At 71.6% G+C, this 17,379-nt stretch carries 13 protein-coding genes; 10 read left to right on the top strand and 3 right to left on the bottom strand.

Translation table 11 applies throughout. From position 1 onward, the window contains the following. Window positions 1–228 precede the first annotated feature (228 nt). Window positions 229–2,007, top strand: coding sequence for a SpoIIE family protein phosphatase (locus OG406_RS37570; RefSeq protein WP_267051907.1), 1,779 nt, complete (start codon window positions 229–231; stop codon window positions 2,005–2,007). A gap of 10 nt (window positions 2,008–2,017) precedes the next feature. On the opposite strand, the gene OG406_RS37565 is transcribed toward OG406_RS37570, so the two are convergent. Continuing rightward, on the bottom strand, window positions 2,018–3,337 hold the full coding sequence (locus tag OG406_RS37565; RefSeq protein WP_329190227.1) for a phosphatase PAP2 family protein: 1,320 nt from the start codon (window positions 3,335–3,337) through the stop codon (window positions 2,018–2,020). A 354-nt stretch (window positions 3,338–3,691) separates the two neighbouring features. On the opposite strand from OG406_RS37565, the gene OG406_RS37560 reads away from it, so the two are divergent. Both OG406_RS37560 and OG406_RS37555 read left to right on the top strand, forming a co-directional pair. Further along, window positions 3,692–4,492, top strand: coding sequence for a methyltransferase (locus OG406_RS37560; protein WP_329190225.1), 801 nt, complete (start codon window positions 3,692–3,694; stop codon window positions 4,490–4,492). 59 nt (window positions 4,493–4,551) lie between these two features. Further along, the gene (locus tag OG406_RS37555) at window positions 4,552–4,899 is read left to right on the top strand and encodes a VOC family protein (RefSeq protein ID WP_164369704.1); all 348 of its coding nucleotides are present in this window, start codon (window positions 4,552–4,554) and stop codon (window positions 4,897–4,899) included. Window positions 4,900–4,957: 58 nt separating this feature from the next. On the opposite strand, the gene OG406_RS37550 is transcribed toward OG406_RS37555, so the two are convergent. After that, complete coding sequence (locus OG406_RS37550; protein ID WP_267051903.1) at window positions 4,958–6,097, bottom strand: ferritin-like domain-containing protein; 1,140 nt, start codon at window positions 6,095–6,097, stop codon at window positions 4,958–4,960. 383 nt (window positions 6,098–6,480) lie between these two features. Here OG406_RS37550 and OG406_RS37545 point away from each other — a divergent pair, with 383 nt between their 5' ends. Together OG406_RS37545 and OG406_RS37540 are read left to right on the top strand one after the other, a co-directional pair. Continuing rightward, window positions 6,481–8,283, top strand: coding sequence for a PP2C family protein-serine/threonine phosphatase (locus OG406_RS37545; protein ID WP_329190222.1), 1,803 nt, complete (start codon window positions 6,481–6,483; stop codon window positions 8,281–8,283). A gap of 2 nt (window positions 8,284–8,285) precedes the next feature. Then, on the top strand, window positions 8,286–8,762 hold the full coding sequence (locus tag OG406_RS37540; protein ID WP_266610222.1) for a response regulator: 477 nt from the start codon (window positions 8,286–8,288) through the stop codon (window positions 8,760–8,762). Here OG406_RS37540 and OG406_RS37535 read toward each other — a convergent pair. Beyond that, window positions 8,714–11,143, bottom strand: coding sequence for an ATP-binding protein (locus OG406_RS37535; RefSeq protein WP_443067133.1), 2,430 nt, complete (start codon window positions 11,141–11,143; stop codon window positions 8,714–8,716). The genes OG406_RS37540 and OG406_RS37535 overlap by 49 nt on opposite strands. A 419-nt stretch (window positions 11,144–11,562) precedes the next feature. On the opposite strand from OG406_RS37535, the gene OG406_RS37530 reads away from it, so the two are divergent. Genes OG406_RS37530 through OG406_RS37510 form a run of 5 tightly spaced genes read left to right on the top strand, consistent with a single transcriptional unit; the run spans window position 11,563 to window position 17,171 of the window. Continuing rightward, window positions 11,563–13,176, top strand: coding sequence for an ABC transporter substrate-binding protein (locus OG406_RS37530; protein WP_329190218.1), 1,614 nt, complete (start codon window positions 11,563–11,565; stop codon window positions 13,174–13,176). After that, window positions 13,173–14,147: an ABC transporter permease gene (locus tag OG406_RS37525; RefSeq protein WP_329190216.1), complete on the top strand. Its 975-nt coding sequence runs from the start codon at window positions 13,173–13,175 to the stop codon at window positions 14,145–14,147. Before OG406_RS37530 ends, OG406_RS37525 begins: the two co-directional genes overlap by 4 nt. Further along, complete coding sequence (locus tag OG406_RS37520) at window positions 14,144–15,073, top strand: ABC transporter permease (RefSeq protein ID WP_329190214.1); 930 nt, start codon at window positions 14,144–14,146, stop codon at window positions 15,071–15,073. Before OG406_RS37525 ends, OG406_RS37520 begins: the two co-directional genes overlap by 4 nt. After that, window positions 15,070–16,131: an ABC transporter ATP-binding protein gene (locus OG406_RS37515; RefSeq protein ID WP_329190212.1), complete on the top strand. Its 1,062-nt coding sequence runs from the start codon at window positions 15,070–15,072 to the stop codon at window positions 16,129–16,131. Before OG406_RS37520 ends, OG406_RS37515 begins: the two co-directional genes overlap by 4 nt. Next, window positions 16,128–17,171 (top strand): ABC transporter ATP-binding protein, encoded by a 1,044-nt coding sequence (locus tag OG406_RS37510; RefSeq protein WP_329190211.1) that lies wholly within the window; start codon window positions 16,128–16,130, stop codon window positions 17,169–17,171. Before OG406_RS37515 ends, OG406_RS37510 begins: the two co-directional genes overlap by 4 nt. Window positions 17,172–17,379: the final 208 nt, after the last annotated feature.

Here is a 17,379-nt window from a genome sequence, read left to right as displayed (position 1 = left end):
CCCGCGCGCCCGGTGGGCCGAACGAGTGGGCCGAACGAGTACGGACGCCCGGCACCGGAGAGCCGGATTCCCCGGTCCGGGCCCGCGATCGCCGTGGCGGGGCGCCGGACCCGGTCGTGCGGACCACCGGACCGGTCGTCGACGATCGGCGCGCTGGGGAGGCGGCCCGCCCGGGCCCGACGGAGCATGGGGGGACGGAAACCGCCGAGCAGTGACGGGAGTGCGCAGGTGGGTGGAGGGCGGGAGCGGCGCGGCTCAGAGGAGTACGACGAGGTGCGCCAGGTCGAGGCGCTCAACCGGATGGCGGGCCCCGTCGGTGACGGATCGGGTGATCCGTCGGACCGTCTGCGCGGCCGTGAGGCCGATCTCCTGGTGGGACACGCGCTCGCGCGGGCCGAGACGTTGCGCGAGACGCTGGCCCTCGTCCCCCGGCTGGCCGACGCGTCGCTGCCGTTGCGCAGCCAGTTGGTCCTGCGGTCGGACCGCGAGCGGCTGCACTGCGTGGCGCAGCTCGGATTCACCGACTGCGGGGCCGACGACTTCCGGGTCACTCTTGGCAGCGATCACCCGGCGGCGCAGGCCGTCCGGACGGGGCGGCCCGTCTTCCTCTCCTCGTCGGACGAGTACCGGACCCGGTTCCCCGTCGGACAGTCCTGCGAGCAGAAGGGCCACGAGGCCTGGGCCTATCTGCCGCTGACCACCTACGGACAGGTCACCGGCGTTTGGGTGGCCGGGTTCAGCGCCCCGCTGGAGATGACCGAGGGGGCCCGCGCGCTGCTGGCCACCGTGGCCCGCCTGCTCGGCCAGAGCATCGAGCGCACGTACACCGACGAGGCCGATCTGGCCCTCTCGCAGAGCCTGCGCAGCAGCATGAGCCGTATCGGCCCCGGCGTGGACGGCCTCACCGTCGCCGCACGGTACGTCCCCACCGGCGGCGGTCTGATGGTCGGCGGTGACTGGTTCGACAGCCTCAGCCTGCCCAACGGGCGCCTGGGCCTGGTGATCGGTGACGTCCAGGGGCACGACGTGCACGCCGCGGGGCTGATGTCCCAGTTGCGTACGGCGATCCACGCCTACGCGGCCGAGGGGCACGGGCCCGACGCCGTCCTGGTGAGGGCCTCGCAGTTCCTCGCGGCGCTGGACGAGGACCGTTTCGCCACCTGCATCTACATGGAGGCGGACCCGGCCACCGGCACCCTGCGCATCGCCCGCGCCGGGCACCCGCACCCCGTCCTGCGGCTCCCGGACGGAACCTGCCTGCTCAAGCACCTGGGCGGCGGGCTTCCCCTGGGGCTGAATCTCGGGGAGGACGACTATCCGGTGAACGTCCTCACTTTGAACGAGGGCGAGGTGCTCATGCTGTGCACCGACGGTCTGATCGAGACCGGCGGTCACGACATGTACTCGGGCTGGCTCCGGGTACGCAACGCCCTCTCCCCCGGTTCGTCCGAGGACCTCGACGGCATGGCGGACCGTCTGCTGAACGCGGTCGTCGCCCCCCAGGAACCGGGAGATCACCCGCAGCACGCGTCGCTCACCGAGGACGACATCGCTCTGCTCCTGCTCCGCCGCGACGCGGGCGAGCCGGGGGTCGCCCCGCCCGAGCGCCGGCTCTTCCTCACCCTCGAACAGGACCAGGCCCGTGGCCTGTCCGAAGCCCGGATGGAGCTCCAGGGTCTGCTCCACGACTGGGCGAGTCCCGACCAGGTCGACACGGCCGTCCTGCTCACCTCCGAGCTCCTCGGCAATGTCCTGGTCCACACCGAGCAGGCCGCCGTCCTGCGGGCCGAGATCAGTGGCTCGCCGGAGCACCGCCGGCTGCGCGTGGAGGTCACCGACCGCAGCGACGACGTCCCTCACCGGCGCGCGCCCGGCGAGCTCTCCTCCTCGGGCCGCGGCCTGGTCCTCCTCGATCTGCTGGCCCACCAGTGGAACGTCCGCCCGGAGCCTGAGGGCAAGACCGTGTGGTTCGAACTCGACGAGGACCGGCCCGACCTCCCTGCCTGACCGGCGCGGACTACGCCTGCTGGAGTGCGGGCTCCGGTTCCACCTGCTGCGCGAGGGCCGGCTTCGGGCCCGGTGTCGCGTCCCAGAGGCCGGTGATCCGGACGTAGAGGTGGATCACGGAGCCGGTCGCCAGGAGGAGAAGGGGGCCGGACACGAAGGGGTGCCGGGCCATGTCCAGTGGCAGGAAGCGGTACGACAGGAGGAGCGCGGTGAACACGATCGCCCCGTAGGTGACGAACTGGGCTCCGGCGCGTTCCCAGCCACGGTCGAAGGAGCGCATCGCCGCCTCGACGGTGAGCGCGAACACCACCCCGGCCAGGAGGTCCGCGCCGTAGTGGTAACCGAATCCCAGCGTGGCGGTGAGTGTGGCGACCAGCCAGAAGGCGCCCACCCAGCGCATGACGCGCGGTGCCTTGCGCGAGTGGATGAAGAGCGTGGTGGCCCAGGCCGTGTGCAGGCTGGGCATGCAGTTGCGCGGGGTGATCTCGTCGAACGGGACCGCGTGCAGCGCTCCGAGCGGCGGCGCCGTGTTCGGCCACAGGTCGGCCACCGCCCACGGCCCGCCCTCGGCGCTGTAGGCGAAGACCGGACCGACCACCGGGAAGATCATGTAGATGGCCGGGCCGAGCAGCCCGATGACCAGGAACGTGCGCACCAGGTGATGGCCCGGGAAGCCGCGGTCGGCGGCGACGTTGCGCAGCTGGTACAGCCCGAAGAGGGCCGCGGCCAGGGGAAGCTGACCGTAGACCGCGTTCAGGACGTGGGTGCCGATCGGGTCGGTGGCCGCGACCAGGCGGCCCACCAGCCATGAGGGGTTGCCCAGCGCGTGATCGGCGGTCGCCACGTACGGATCGAGCACCGCGTGCCGTGTCTTCGACGTGATGAGCAGCCAGGTGTCACCCGTCTTGTGGCCCCCCACGAGGAGCAGGCCCAGCCCGACGCCCTTCAGCAGCAGGGCACGTTCCCGGCCGGTGCGGCGTACGACCGCGACGACCGCGCAGCCCAGCAGCACCCACAGCGCACCGCTGCCGAAGTTCAGGTCGGCGCCGACCACCCAGCGCACCAGCGTGAGGACGACGTCGATACCGATGGCCGCCCCGGCCGCGACGAACCGTTCCCGCCAGGAGAGCACCACCATCATCAGCGCCAGGCCGGCGTACAGCAGCGGTCCCGAGTGCGGGGCGAGGACGAACTCCCGCCCCAGGTTGGTGATCGGCCCGGGCTCGCCGTACCGCCGCGCGACGATCTCCAGCGCGATGAGGAAGCCCAGGACCGCCACGCCCGCCGCGGCCCACAGAACCGGCTGGGGCCGACGCCGTACGGCGGACACGATGCTGCTGCTTGCTCGCGAGGGCTTTCGCGATGTTCCTGATATCAACTGTTTTGGCCGATGTGTTGGGTGCTGGTCATCCGGGCTCACCCTTCTGGCCAGACCGCAAGGTGTTCTGGTGAAGGTCGGGCGATCAGGACGATCACCGTGAGACCGATGATGTTATCGGAGCGGTGCCGGCGGGTTTCGGCGCTCACACCGGAGGCGGAGGCCGAGCGTTACCGCCTCCCGACGCTCTGCGGCCCCAACGGATTGCTGCCACCCTGAGAGACGGCGGATCTTCACTGCTCAGGGAGTTCTCATGGCATGGACGGACAGGGCGGCCACGGGAGGTCGGCGCGGGGAGTTCGGGACGTGAGCGGCGCTCCGGTCTCCGAGGGCGACTACGGCAAGGACCTGTTCGAACCGGAGCACCCCGAGGAAGCGGAACGGATCGACGCGGCCGCGCTCGTGTACGACCCGGTCACCGTTCGTCGGCTGCTCGCCCTGGGCACGGCGCGGGGCGGACGCTGCCTGGAGGTGGGAGCCGGGACCGGCACCGTCCTGCGGTGGCTCCTGGACGAGGCGGGCGCCGGCGAGGTGGTCGCCCTGGACCGGGACACCAGTGGCCTCGGCTCCCTGGCCGACGCACGCCTGCGGGTGGTCACCGCGGATCTCCGGGACGAGGCTCTGGACCTGGGCGGCTTCGACCTGATTCACGCCCGGTTCGTGCTCATGCACCTCCCCGAACGCCGCCGGCTCATCGCTCGGCTCGCGGAGTGGCTGAACCCGGGCGGGTGGCTCGTGCTCGGCGACGCCGTGGAGATGCCGAACGTCCTGGACCCGGGGTCGGCCTACCGCCGGACCATGGACGCCATGTGGCAGGCGCTGAGGACGACCATCGGCACCGACACGTCCACCGTCCCCGCCTATCCGCACTTCCTGCGCGAGGAGGGCCTCCGGCGGGTCGCCGGAGAGCTCGTCTGCCCGCCGCTGGTCGCCGACCGCCCCCTGGCCCGCTTCTGGTCCGAGACATGGAACAGGATGCGGCCCGCCCTGGTGGAGACAGGCCTCGTCGACTCCGCCGTCGTCGACGAGGCCCTCGCCTACCTGGCATCCCCCGACCTGGCCGAGTTCGGACCGGGTATGGCGATGGCGTGGGGACAGAAGCCGTGAGGCCTGGGTACCCGGGCGTCCCGAACACACTGCACCCCCAGCGAGAAGAGATCTGCCCCATGACCATCACACGCGTTCTCGCGGTCGCCCCGGTGAGTGACATCGAGCGGGCGGTGGCCTGGTACGAACGGCTGCTGGGACGGCCCGCCGACCTGCGGCCCATGCCCGGGCTCGCGGACTGGCACCTCACCTCCACCGGCTGGATCCAGGTGTTCCAGGACCCCGAACACGCCGGTTCGACGCTGCTCAACCTGAACGTGGACGACCTCGACCAGGCTCTCGCCGACCTCGCGGCACGCGGTCTCACGGCCGGGACGGTCCAGCCCGGAGCACAGACCGTACGATTCGCCGCGCTCCACGACCCCGACGGCAACCGGATCACGCTGATCGAGAATCCGGTGGAGTGACCACCACCGCCTCCTGGCCGTTCCCCCGCAGTCCGCGCGGGAGTCGGGGGGCGAACGGTCAGACCGGGCGGAACTGCGGGCCGTACGTCTCCTGGGAGCCGGGGATCCGCATCTCCATCAGCTCCACGGCGGGAGACTCCAGCCTGCCCATGGCCCGCACCGCCGCGGTCAGACTGCTCGCGCCACCGTCGGCCCACGCGGCGTCGAGCGAATCCAGCACACCGGCGTACGCGCTGTCGAAGGCGCCGATGAGTCGCCCGGCATCGTCGGGCGGACTGTCCCAGCCGCCGGCCGGCACCCTGGCCATGGGCCGGGCGTCGGGGAAGGGCACGACCGGTCCGCTGTACCGCCAGCCGTCGTCCTCCTCGCGCAGCTGCCGGCCGTGGTAGATCTCGGCGAACGCGTAGTAGTGGGCCACATGATCGTCGCCAGGGGCGTCCGCGGGTGAGCTGGAGGTGCCTTCGCCCTGTTCACGGATGATGTCGATGGCGTGTTCGACGTCATCGAGCGTCCTCACAGGGTTGAGGTCGTCCTCGCCGACCCGCTGCTGCAACTGCCGGGCCGTGGACAGCTCGGGCGTCGCCGACCGGAACGTCTTCAGCAGCTCCCCGTAGAAGGTGCCGATGCTGAGCGAGTCGTCGCCGCTCTCCGTGAGCGGCGCGGCGGGAGCCTCGATGGCCATCATGACGTCGTGCACGAACGGCTTGGTCAGTCCCGAGAGGTAGACGTCGAGCCCGGGGTGCACTCCGCCCGGCAGCGGGCCGGGGTAGAGGGGCGCCGCCGCGTGGATGTCCGGTCGGCCGCCCACCGCGACGAGCAGGTTGCAGACGACTCCGAGGTGGAACATCTCGTCGAGCACCACGCGCCGGATCAGCTGGGCGACCTCGCTCTTGCGGTCGTTGATGGACCACCAGGCGCACAGATAGGGCGGGATGGTCGAGAACTCGACCGCGACGGCGATCTGCAGGGCCTCCTGGAGCCAGCCGTCGCGACGGTTCTTCAGCGGTACGGCGAGCAGGCGCTCCGCCGGCCCGCGGTCGGGGGTGGGGAGTCGTCCCGGGGCCGACCGCTCGGAGGCGTGGGCGACGGTGGACGCCGCCACCGGCGCGGTCGCCGCCAGAGCGGCGGACGCGAGGAAACTCCGACGCCTGAGCGCGGTGGCCGCCGGTTCCTCGGGGGATCTCTTCGTCTCCGTCACCGCAGCCTCCACGTTCGCCCGACACGGGCTCACCCGTGGACCGGGCGGCCACTGACGATCATGAAGCTAACAGCCGGGTCGCACCTTCCCGGAGCGCACGGACCGCGTGGCGCGCACTCCCCCACAGACAGCCCAGCGGCAGAGGGCTGAGGGGCTTCTGCGGGTGTCCGCTCGCACGGCCGCCGTCACGGTCTCGAAGCCGTGCCGCTCGCACGGAGCCCGGCCGCACCTCAGGATGGAGTGAGGACCAGGAACCGGGCGTCGCGGTCCCGACAGGTCGGAAGCCGCATGGTTCCCGGTTCAGGTAGTTTCCTCATGACAACTGATGGGGTTCGGGGCGGGTGTCCAGGCCCCCCGACGCGGCTCGGAGGAAGAAGCGGGTCATGCCGGAAGAACCCGAGCAGACGGAGCAGGGCATACCCGGGACGACCGGCTCCCCGGACGTCGACGGCTGGCCCAGGGAGCTGCACAGCCTCTGGATGGCGGCGAACGGCGTCCAGGACGTCACCGATCTCGCCCACCTGGTGTACCGGGCCCTGCTGACCCAGCCCGGCGCCGTCGTCGCGGCCGGTGCGCGGTGGAACGCCGAGGGACTGATCTACACCCGGACGCTCACGACGGGCATGGCCGCGCCCGACACCCGTCGACCGGCGGCCGGTGAGCGCTGGGCCGTCTCCGAAACGCTCCGGCGGCGCGGTGCCGCCGCCGTCGAGGGCCCCGTGATCGTCGAGCACGGCGCTCCGACACTGGACGCCGTGCTCGGGTCCGGCGACTCCCGGAACGTGTTCGGCGACGCCGTCACGGTCCTGGAGTGCGTCTTCCCGCTCGGTGCCGACCGGGCGGCGCTGTGGGTGGGCCTGGACGCGCCTCCGGAGAACCTCCCGCTTCTGCGGGCACGCCTGGAACAGGTCGCGGAGATTCTGATGGTGAGCAACCATCGCCTGCTGGTCCACCGGGCTCATGAACGCCGGCAGGTCGAGGACGCCTTCCTGGCCGAGGCGTCGCTCCAGATGGACTCCAGCCTGGACGTCGAGGAGACGCTGCGCCGGGTCGCGCGTCTCGCCGTCCCGGCGATGGCGGAGGGCTGCGTCGTCCATCTCTTCGGAGCGGACGGCAGGCTCGCGCCGGTGGCGTGGGCCCATGTGGCGGCACCCGCCCAGGAGTGGCTGGCGGACGTGTCACTGAACGACGCATGGCTCGGCAAGGCGCTGCGCGCCGCTTCGGAGCAGGTCGAGGGCGCGCTGCTGCGCGGCGCGGATCTGTCCGGCGGCCCGTTCGGCCCCGGCTCCGAGGGGCACGGCGCCGCTGTCCGCGTCCTGAGCATCAGTCCGCTGCGTGCCAGGGGGCGCGCCCTCGGCACCCTGACCTTCCTGCACCACGGATCCGACGACGTCGAGAACCTGCGCATGCTCGGCGACCTCGCCGGCCGGGCGGCGCTGGCGATCGACACGAGCACGCTCTACGAGCAACGGCGCCGCCACGTGGAGATCCTCCAGCGGCATCTGCTGCCCCGGGCCCTGCCCGAGGTGCCGGGGCTGATCCTGAGCAGCGCGTACGAGGTGGCCGACGAGTCCCTGGAGGTCGGCGGCGACTTCTACGACGCCGTCGTCACCGGAGACGGCCGGCTCGCCCTGATCATCGGGGACGTGTGCGGTCGTGGGGCCGAGGCCGCGGCGCTGACCGGTCTGGCGCGGCACACCCTCCGCACGCTCCTGGAGGACGGGACTCCGCCGGGTCAGGCGCTGACGCGGCTGAACCGTGCGCTCATCGCGGAGCGGAGCTCCCGGTTCGTCACCGCGCTCGTGGCGGTGCTGACCCCCGCGCCGGACGGCTGGGACGTCGAACTGGCCAATGCCGGACACCCGAGACCGCTGGTGCGCAGCGCCGACGGCGAGGTGGTCGAGGAGCTCACGGCGGGGGGCGTCCTGCTCGGTGTGCTCGCCCGGTCCACGTACGAGCCCCTGCGTCTGGGGCTGAGCCGGGGCGAGTCCCTGGTGCTGTTCACGGACGGGCTCCTCGAAGCGCGCGGCGCGGACGGCACCTTCTTCGAGGAACAGCTCGCCGCGGCGGTGCGCAGCAGCGGCGGGGGACCGTCCGCGTCCGACCGGTTGATCTCCCTGGCCTCGGAGTTCCGCGCCACCGGGGACGACGACACGGCCGTACTGATCGCCGAGGTGAAGGAATGACCATGGGGCACGCGGACGAGGACGGCCGACGGGTCGACAACCAGTGGATCCTCGTGGTGGAGGACTCCGCCGAGGACGCCGAGGCCATCGAGCGGGCGCTGAACCGCACGCATCCGGATCTGCGGCTGGAGTTCACCGACCGTGGCGAGGGAGTCGCCGAACGACTCCTGGACGCGGCCGAACTGCCCGGCCTCGTACTGCTGGACCTCAACATGCCGGGTCCGAGCGGGCATTCCGTGCTCAGCACGATCCGCAGTCATCCGCAGCTCGCGGAGGTCACCCTGATCGTGTTCACGTCGTCGACGGCGCCCGCCGAGGTCGACGCCTGCTACGCGGCGGGCGCCGACAGCTACATCTACAAGCCGGTGAACTTCGCGCTCTTCCGCACCGTCCTCAAGGGGGCGATCGACTACTGGCAGCAGACGAAGGCTCAGGCGGAGCCGGACGCCGCCGGGCCCGGGTCGCCGAGCGTGAAGTAGAACGCCGTTCCCCGCCCCGGTTCGCTCTCCAGCCACAGGCGTCCGCCGTGGCGTTCGACGATCCGTTTCACGACGGCGAGCCCCACGCCGGTTCCGCCGCCGTACTCGGCCGGTCCGTGCAGCCGTCGGAACAGGTCGAAGACCTCGCTCTGCCGGCCGGGCGGGATGCCGATTCCGTTGTCCCGTACCAGGACGGCCTGTTCGCGTCCCGCGCCGTCCTGCGTGGGTACGGTCGCCACGGCGATCTCGACGGTGCGGTCGGGGCGGTCGGCGGCGTACTTGGCCGCGTTCACCAGCAGGTTGACGAGGATCTCGTAGAGCCGGTCGGGATCGGCCCGGACCCGGCCGAGGGTGGCGGGGCGTACGACCGTGACGTGTTCGTCCGCGAGGCGCGGTCCTGCCACCTCCAGGGCGGCGTCGACCACGTCGTCCAGCGGAACGTCGGTGCGTTGCACGCCGCCACGGCCCAACCGGGCATAGTGCAGCAGGGAGTTCAGGAGTTCGTCCATGCGGCCGGCCAGTCGCTGCATGGTCTCCAGCCGCCGGACACTGGTCGCGTCGAGGTCGTCCGCCGCGTCCTCCAGGGTGAAGGTGGCGGCGTTCGAGATGCCGCGCAGCGGTTCCTTGAGGTCGTGGGCCGCCGCGTGGGCGAAGGAGTCCAGGTCCACGTTGATCATGCGGAGTTCGTCGTTGAGACGGCCCAGTTCGTTCGCGTGGCGCAGGACGAGGCCGGTGAGCAGGCGCCACATCTCCAGTGCCGCCGACTGGTCCTGGGCGGTCCACGGCAGGCTACGGCCGCGCATGACGGAGCGGAACACCGCGCCCGAGCCCCGGGGCGTGAGGCGCTCCCCGCGGGGACCGACACGGACCGGCGCCGCGGGGTCGGCCGCCCATTCACGGGGCATCGGCCGCTCCGCGCGGGTCCACGCGAGGAACTCGCCCGACCTGCCGAGGGCGACCATCAGCAGGCCCGCGACCCCGTCCGGCTCGGCGATCGGCCCGCGCTCGGCCTCGGCCTCGGCCTCGGAGTCGGTGCCGGTGCCTGTGTCTGTGTCTGTGCCTGTGTCTGTATCCGTGTCGGCGAGGAGTTCCGGCAGCCGGTCCGTGGCCCACACCGTGCCGGGCGTCATCAGGGCGGCACGACGGCCCAGTTCGGAAGCGAGCCGGTCGGGCAGCGGCAGTCCGGCGGTGACCAGCCGGCCGGAGCGGGCGAGAGCCACCCCGTCGGCGTTCGTCAGTCCGCGGAAGGCCTCCTCGTGGCGCAGCAGTGACGCTTCGACATCGGCGTCCAGAAGTTCGGCGACGGCGCCCGCGCGGGCCCCGGAGCGGGCGAAACCGTCGGCCCGCTCGCGCTCCTCGATCGCGGCCAGTTGCAGGGAGAAGGCGGCGCCGAACAGTTCGCAGGCGGAGCGGACCTCCGGTGCCAGGACCTTGGGGTCGGCGCCGTGGCAGGCGATGAGGCCCCACAGCCTGCCTTCCCGCATGACCGACACGGACATGGACGAGCGCACCCGGATGTTGCGCAGGTACTCCAGATGGAACTCGGAGACCGTGCGCAGCGCGGCGCCCGAGAGGTCCAGGGGCAGTCCTGTGCTCTGCCGGACCTGGGGGTGGAGGCGGACGGTCGGGTCGTCCACGTCGGTGATGACCCGGATCCAGTTGTCCTGGTAGAGGCGACGGGCCTGCGGGGGGATGTCGGTGGCCGGGAACCAGAGTCCGAGCCACGGCTCCCAGGCGTCCGTGACCTCCTCGGCCACGACCTCACCGGGCCCGTCCGGGCCGTCGAAACGGTAGGCCACCACGCGGTCGAAGCCCGTCAGCGACCGGATCTCCTTCACGGCGGTGCGACAGCCGTCCGTGACCGTCGTTGCCGACCGCAGCCGGGCCAGCGCCCGGCGGACGCCCTGGTAGAAGCCGGAGAAGAGGAACGCCTGCCGCTCGTCGCGGGGCTCGAACTCCAGCACCAGCAGCTCGCCGCTGCGGTGGACGGACAGGTCGAAGGTGCCGCGCGACGAGCCCGTGCCGGCCGTCACCGGCAGGGCCGCGGAGGGGGCGTCGGCACCGCTCGTCGCCTCCAGTGCCTCGTTCCAGTCGTCGGGCTCCACGACCCGGGTGACAGGACCGCCGACGAGGTCCTCGGCCGGCACCCCGAGCAGCGGGCCCGTGTTCGCCGCCGCGGTGTCGACCAGGCCGGTCGCCGCGTCGACGGCGAGGAGGGTGCCGTACGACTGGACACCGCCCAGGAGATGGATCGGCTCGCGGACGCACTCCGACAGGTCGAATCCGCCCGGTACCGCCTGCTCCGCCGCCCGTGCGCGCCGCGACAGCCAGTCATCCCCCACGGGACCGCACCTCCACTTGAGCTGATCGTTCCCGCGCATCCTCCCCCACCGGCCCGCGGACGGCACGTGCGACACCGCCCCGGTGCGGACCCGGGCTCACGGGCGGGGATTCCGGTTCCGGTGCGGCAGGTGGTCCCGGACGGCGGTGCGCGGCGGAGATCACGGCCGACACGGACGATCAACCGACCTGCTCCCGGGGCCAGTTGATTCCGGCCGGCCGAACTCCGCCGCGGCAGGGACCCAAAATTCACCTGGTATACCAAGGACTCGAAAAGATAACGATCACCGTGAACAGGCCTGGGTGCAATATCCCTATTCGCACGGGACATTCACGCCACACTTGCCCACAACGTCGTGGTCGTCCAATCGGTGAAACGACGCTCCGGTATACCGTGTCGCCCCAACAGCGCCGCCCGACCGGGCGCGCATCCCGCCATTCGTGAAGGAGGTGTGGTCCCGTGCGTCGCCTACCCATCGCGCTCGCGGCGGCCGCATTGCTGACGTTCGCCACCGGTTGCGGCTCACTGTCGCCGCCCGGTGAGAACACCGCCGCCGCGCCCCGACTCGTCGACGCGCGGCCGGTCCGTGACGGCGGCATCGCGGTGATCGGGCTCAAGTCCGATCCGGACAAGCTCGACCCCAGCCTCACCGGCACGCTGGTGGCGCGGACGGTGTTCACGTCCATGTGCGAGCAGCTCTACGACGTCGACCGGCACAACCGGTTCGTCCCCCAACTCGCCGCTTCGCTGCCGAAGATCAGCGACGGCGGCCGTACGTTCACGTTCGACGTGCGCCGTGACGCGCGGTTCAGCGACGGGGCGAAGCTCGACGCGGAGGCCGTGAAGACCTCCCTGGAGCGTCATCTGCACCTGCGTGGATCCGGCCGGGCGTCGGAGATCGACTCGGTGCAGAAGGTCGACACCGTCGGCCCGTACACCGTGCGTCTCACGCTCAAGCACCCGGACACCCCGCTGCTCGGACGGCTGGCCAACACGGCGGGGCTCATCATGTCGCCGAAGGCGATCGCGAAGTACGGCAGCGACTTCGCCGCGCATCCGTCGTGCGTCGGCCCGTTCAAGTACGTCAAGCGGGTCATCGGGGACCGGATCGAGCTGACGAAGGACCCGCTGTACTACGACGCGGACAAGGTCCATCTCGACGGCGTGGTCTACAAGACCATCACCGACGGCAACATCCGTCTGGCCAACCTGCGTTCCGGCGATGTGCAGATCGGCGACCAGATGGGGCCGGTCGAGGTGCGCAGCGGTATGGGCGACAAGACCCTGCAACTGCTCAACACGCCCTCGCTCGGCTACATGGCCGTCACGCTCAACGTCGGCAACGCGCAGGGCATCGACCGGAAGCCCGGCCGGGTGAACACGCCCTTCGCGCGCGACGTGCGGGTCCGTGAGGCGTTCGACCTCTCGCTGGACCGCGCCCTCATCAACAAGATCGTCTTCCAGGACATGTACGAGCCCGCGTGCGGGCCGGTGCCGCCGGGGACGCCACTCAGCACTCCGGTGACCTGCCCCGGGCGCGATGTCGGCAAGGCCAAGCGCCTGTTGAAAGCGGCCGGGGTCAGGACGCCCGTCCCGCTGGAGCTGATGATCAACACGACGCCGGAGGACAACCGGCTCGGCCAGGTCATCCAGGCGATGGCCAAGGACGCCGGTTTCGACGTGCGGCTGCGGCCCACCGAGTTCGCCACCGGGCTCACCCGCACGCTGGCCGGCGACTTCCAGGCGCGGACCGGCGGCTGGGGCGGGCAGCCCGACCCGGCCGGCAACATCGACAGCCTCGTCGGCACCACCGGCAGCAACAACCAGGGCAAGCTCTCCGACCCGGAGGTCGACCGGCTCATCGAGGCCGGGCGCAGCACCGCCGACCCGGCGAAGCGGCGCGACATCTACCGGAAGCTCACCGCCGCCATCAACCGCCAACACGCGGTGATCTACCTCTACCGGAACATCAACTACGCCGTCGCGTCCAAGGACATCAGCGGCATAGCGCTCTCCGGCGACGGGCTCATCAGGGTCAAGGAGGCCGGTTACGTGAAGGGAGGCCAGGGATGAACCCCGTCGTCAGACTTCTGACGTCCTACCCGGGCAGGCGCATCGGCCAGGCGCTGCTCACCATGGTGCTCGTCAGCATCACGGTGTTCGCCGGTGTCCGTGCTATGCCCGGCGACACCGCGCAGGCCCTGGCCGGCGAGCAGACCTCCCCGGAGGTCCTCTCCGCCATCCGCGAGGAGTACGGGCTCGACCACAACATCGCGGTCCAGTACTGGGACTACGTACGGCACGCCGTCACCGGGGACTTCGGTACCTCCGCCCGCAGCGGTCTGCCGGTCCTCGACTCGATCCTGGACGCCCTGCCCATCACGCTCGAACTCGCCGCCCTGGCGCTGCTCCTGGCGGTCGTGCTCGGGATCGGTGCCGGTGTGGTCGCCGCGGTCCGGCGCGGCAGGCCGGAGGAGTGGCTGGCGAACGCTGTGGCTCTGCTGGGCATGTCGGTGCCGACGTTCTGGCTCGGCATGCTGCTGGTCCTCACGTTCGCGATCGCCGTGCCGGTGTTCGCGGCCTCGGGCTTCGTCCCGTTCGGTGAGGACCCGGTCGAGAACCTGAGCCGCCTGGTGCTTCCCGCGATCGTCCTCGGCTCGGGCCTGGCCGCCGTCGTCATGCGGCAGACCCGCGCGGCGATGCTCGACGCGATGTCCTCGGACTACGTCCGCACGGCCCGTGCGAAGGGCCTGTCGCAGCGGTCCGTCATCGGCACGCACGCGCTCCGGAACTCGCTGGTCACGGTCATCACGGTGCTCGGCCTCCAGCTCGGCCAGCTCATCTCGGGCGCGGTCGTGACCGAGCAGGTCTTCGTCCTGCCCGGCTTCGGCAAGCTCACGATCGACGCCGTCTTCACCCGTGACTACGCGATGGTGCAGGGCGTCGTGCTCTTCACCTCCGGCGCGTACATCCTGATCAACCTGCTGGTCGACCTCCTGTACTCGGTGATCGACCCGCGCATCCGGCTGGGAGGCTCCCGATGACCACCGTCAACTCTCCCGCCCTGCCGCGGCCTTCGGGCCCGGCACCGGACGACGCCCGTGCGGGGGGCTTGGCCGGCCGGACCGCCGAGCGGATCGGCGCCGGCTGGCGCAGGCTCCGGCGCAACAAGCTGGCCCTCGTCGGGGCGGTCCTCGCGGCCGTCTTCGTCCTGGTCGCCGTCTTCTCGTCGCTGATCGCCCCGTACGACCCGTCGCGGCCGGACTTCGACCTGGCGCTGGCGCCGCCCAGCTGGGCGCACTGGCTGGGCACCGACGACCTCGGACGCGACCAGTTGTCCCGGGTCCTGGTCGGTGTCACCGCGTCGATGCAGGTCGGCGTGGTCTCCGTGGCGCTGGCCTTCGCGGTCGCCGTGCCGCTGGGACTGCTCGCCGGGTACTACGGGCGGTTCGCCGACTCCGTGGTGTCGCGGCTCACCGACACCATGCTGGCCTTCCCGTTCCTGGTGCTCGCGGTCGGTCTCGCCGCGGTGCTCGGCCCGTCCCTGGAGAACGCCACGATCGCCATCGGCATCTCGCAGATACCGGCGATCGTCCGGATCACCCGGGCCGAGACCTTGCGGCTCAAGCATCTGGACTACGTCGCCGCGGCCGTCGCCAACGGAGGCGGTGACCGCACGGTCCTCTTCCGGCACGTGCTGCCCAACGCGACCTCGGCGCTCATCGTCCAGGCCACGGTCGGCGTCCCGACCGCGATCATCGGCGAGGCGGTCCTCAGCTTCCTCGGCCTGGGCGTACAGCCGCCCTCGCCGTCCCTCGGCGTGATGCTCTCCAGTGCTCAGCCGTTCATCGCCACCGCCCCCTGGATGGCCGTCTTCCCCGGGCTCGTCATCGTGCTGGCGACCCTGGCGTTCAACCTGCTCGGCGACGGCGTCCGCGACATCCTCGACCCCCGTGGAGGTTCCCGGTGACTCCCACCGCACCATCCGCCGCACCGGCGGCAGTCGCCCGCTATGGCGGCCCACCGGTCCTCAGTGTCCGCGACCTGACCGTCTCCTTCCACGGCCCGGAGTCCACCGTGCACGCCGTGGACGGGGTCTCCTACGACCTGGCCGCCGGTGAAGTGCTCGCCGTGGTCGGCGAATCCGGCTGTGGCAAGTCCGTCACGTCCATGGCGGTCATGGGCCTGCTCCCGCCGACCGCGCGGGTCGGCGGCTCCATCACCCTGGACGGCAAGGAGCTGGTCGGTGCCGGTGAACGCACCCTCCGCTCCCTGCGCGGACGACGGCTCTCCATGATCTTCCAGGAGCCGATGACCTCGCTGAACCCGGTACTGACCGTGGGACGCCAGATCTCCGAGGTACTGGTCCGCCATCAGGGACTCGGCCGCAAGGAGGCCCGGGCCCGCGCCGTCGAACTCCTCGACCTGGTCGGCATCCCCGCGCCCGACCGGCGGGTGGACGAGTACCCGCACCAGCTCTCGGGCGGGATGCGCCAGCGCGTGATGATCGCCATCGCGGTCGCCTGCGACCCGGCCGTCCTCATCGCCGACGAGCCGACGACCGCACTGGACGTCACCGTGCAGGCGGGCATCCTCGACGTGCTCAAGTCGCTGCGGGACCGGCTCGGCACCGCCATCGTCCTCATCACCCACGATCTCGGCGTGGTGGCGGAGACCGCCGACCGCGTCCTGGTCATGTACGCCGGGCGGCCTGTCGAACAGGCCACGGTGGACGAGCTGTTCGCGGCACCCCGGCACCCCTACACCCGCGGACTGCTCGGTGCCGTCCTCCGGCCCGGCAGCCGTACCGCCGAGGGGCGGGCCCGGCTCAACGAGATCCCCGGTCTGGTGCCGGACCTGCGCGAGCAGCCGGACGCCTGCGGGTTCGCACCGCGCTGCGCCTTCGCCGAGGACGACTGCCGCACGGGGCGCCCCGCACTGCGCACCGTCGCCGGCACCCACCGGATCGCCTGCCACCACCCGGCCCCGGCCGTACCGTCCCCCGACTCCGAGGAGGCCGCCCGATGACCGGACCCGACGACGTGCACGTCACCCCGGTGCTGGACGTCCGCGACCTGCGGCGCCACTTCGCCTCGCCGACCGGCACGGTCCGCGCCGTCGACGGGGTGTCCCTGACGATCGGACCCGGTGAAGTCGTCGGCTTGGTCGGCGAGTCCGGCAGCGGTAAGTCGACGGTGGGCCGCTGCGTGGTGCGCCTCGACGAGCCGACCGACGGTCAGGTCGTCATCGACGGAACCGACGTGACGACGCTGTCCGCCCGTGCGATGCGGCCCCTGCGCCGCAATGTGCACCTGGTCTTCCAGGATCCGTCCTCGTCACTCAATCCCCGTATGACCATCCGCCAGATCATCACGGAGCCGATCCGGTTGCACGGTCTCGCGGGGCGGGCGGAGGCCACGCGCCGGGTCGACGAGCTGCTGCGCCGGGTGGGGCTGCGCCCCGAACTGGCGGACCGGAAACCCCATCAGCTCTCGGGCGGCCAGCGGCAGCGGGTGTCCATCGCGCGGGCGCTGGCGGTGGAACCGATGCTGCTCGTCGCGGACGAACCGACGTCCGCGCTCGACGTGTCGGTACAGGCGTCCGTCCTCAACCTGCTCGCGGACCTCCAGCGCGAGCGCGGTTTCGGCTGCCTGTTCATCACGCACGACCTGGCGGCCGTGGAGTATCTGGCGGACCGGATCGCCGTGATGTACCTCGGACGGATCGTCGAACAGGCGCCCGCCGCCGAGCTGTTCGCCGACCCCAAGCACCCCTACACGCAGGCCCTGTTGTCCGCGGCACCGGTTCCGGACCCGGAGGAGCAGCGTGGGCGGACCCGGATCCTGCTGGGCGGCGATCTGCCGAGTCCGCTCGACCCGCCGCCCGGCTGTCACTTCCACACCCGCTGTCCGCTCGCGACGGACCGCTGCCGTACCGAGGCACCGGAACTGCGCACCCTGCCGCCTGCGGAGGACGGCGGCGTCCCCCGCCAGGTCGCCTGCCATCTCGTGGCTGAGGACGGCACCGCGCCGGACGCGACACACGTCCCGGTGACGGCAGGCGTCTGAAGCATCCTGCGGGCGGCTGTCCCTGACAGTTCGTCAAGCTCCGTGCCGGGAAGAGGTTTCCCGGCACGGAGCTTCGTCGTTCCGTCCTTCGGATCGCGCCCAGGCCGGTCGTTGGTGACGATGCTCCACGCGTCCGCGCTCAAGGGCCCGCTCGCGGAGGCCTCTTCGCCGAGGGGACACGCGTTCGGGCCGGACCGCGCGGTGCGGT

It is taken from the genome of Streptomyces sp. NBC_01428, assembly GCF_036231965.1.
Classification (GTDB): Bacteria; Actinomycetota; Actinomycetes; order Streptomycetales; family Streptomycetaceae; genus Streptomyces.
This window is presented reverse-complemented; position numbering and strand designations above follow the sequence as displayed.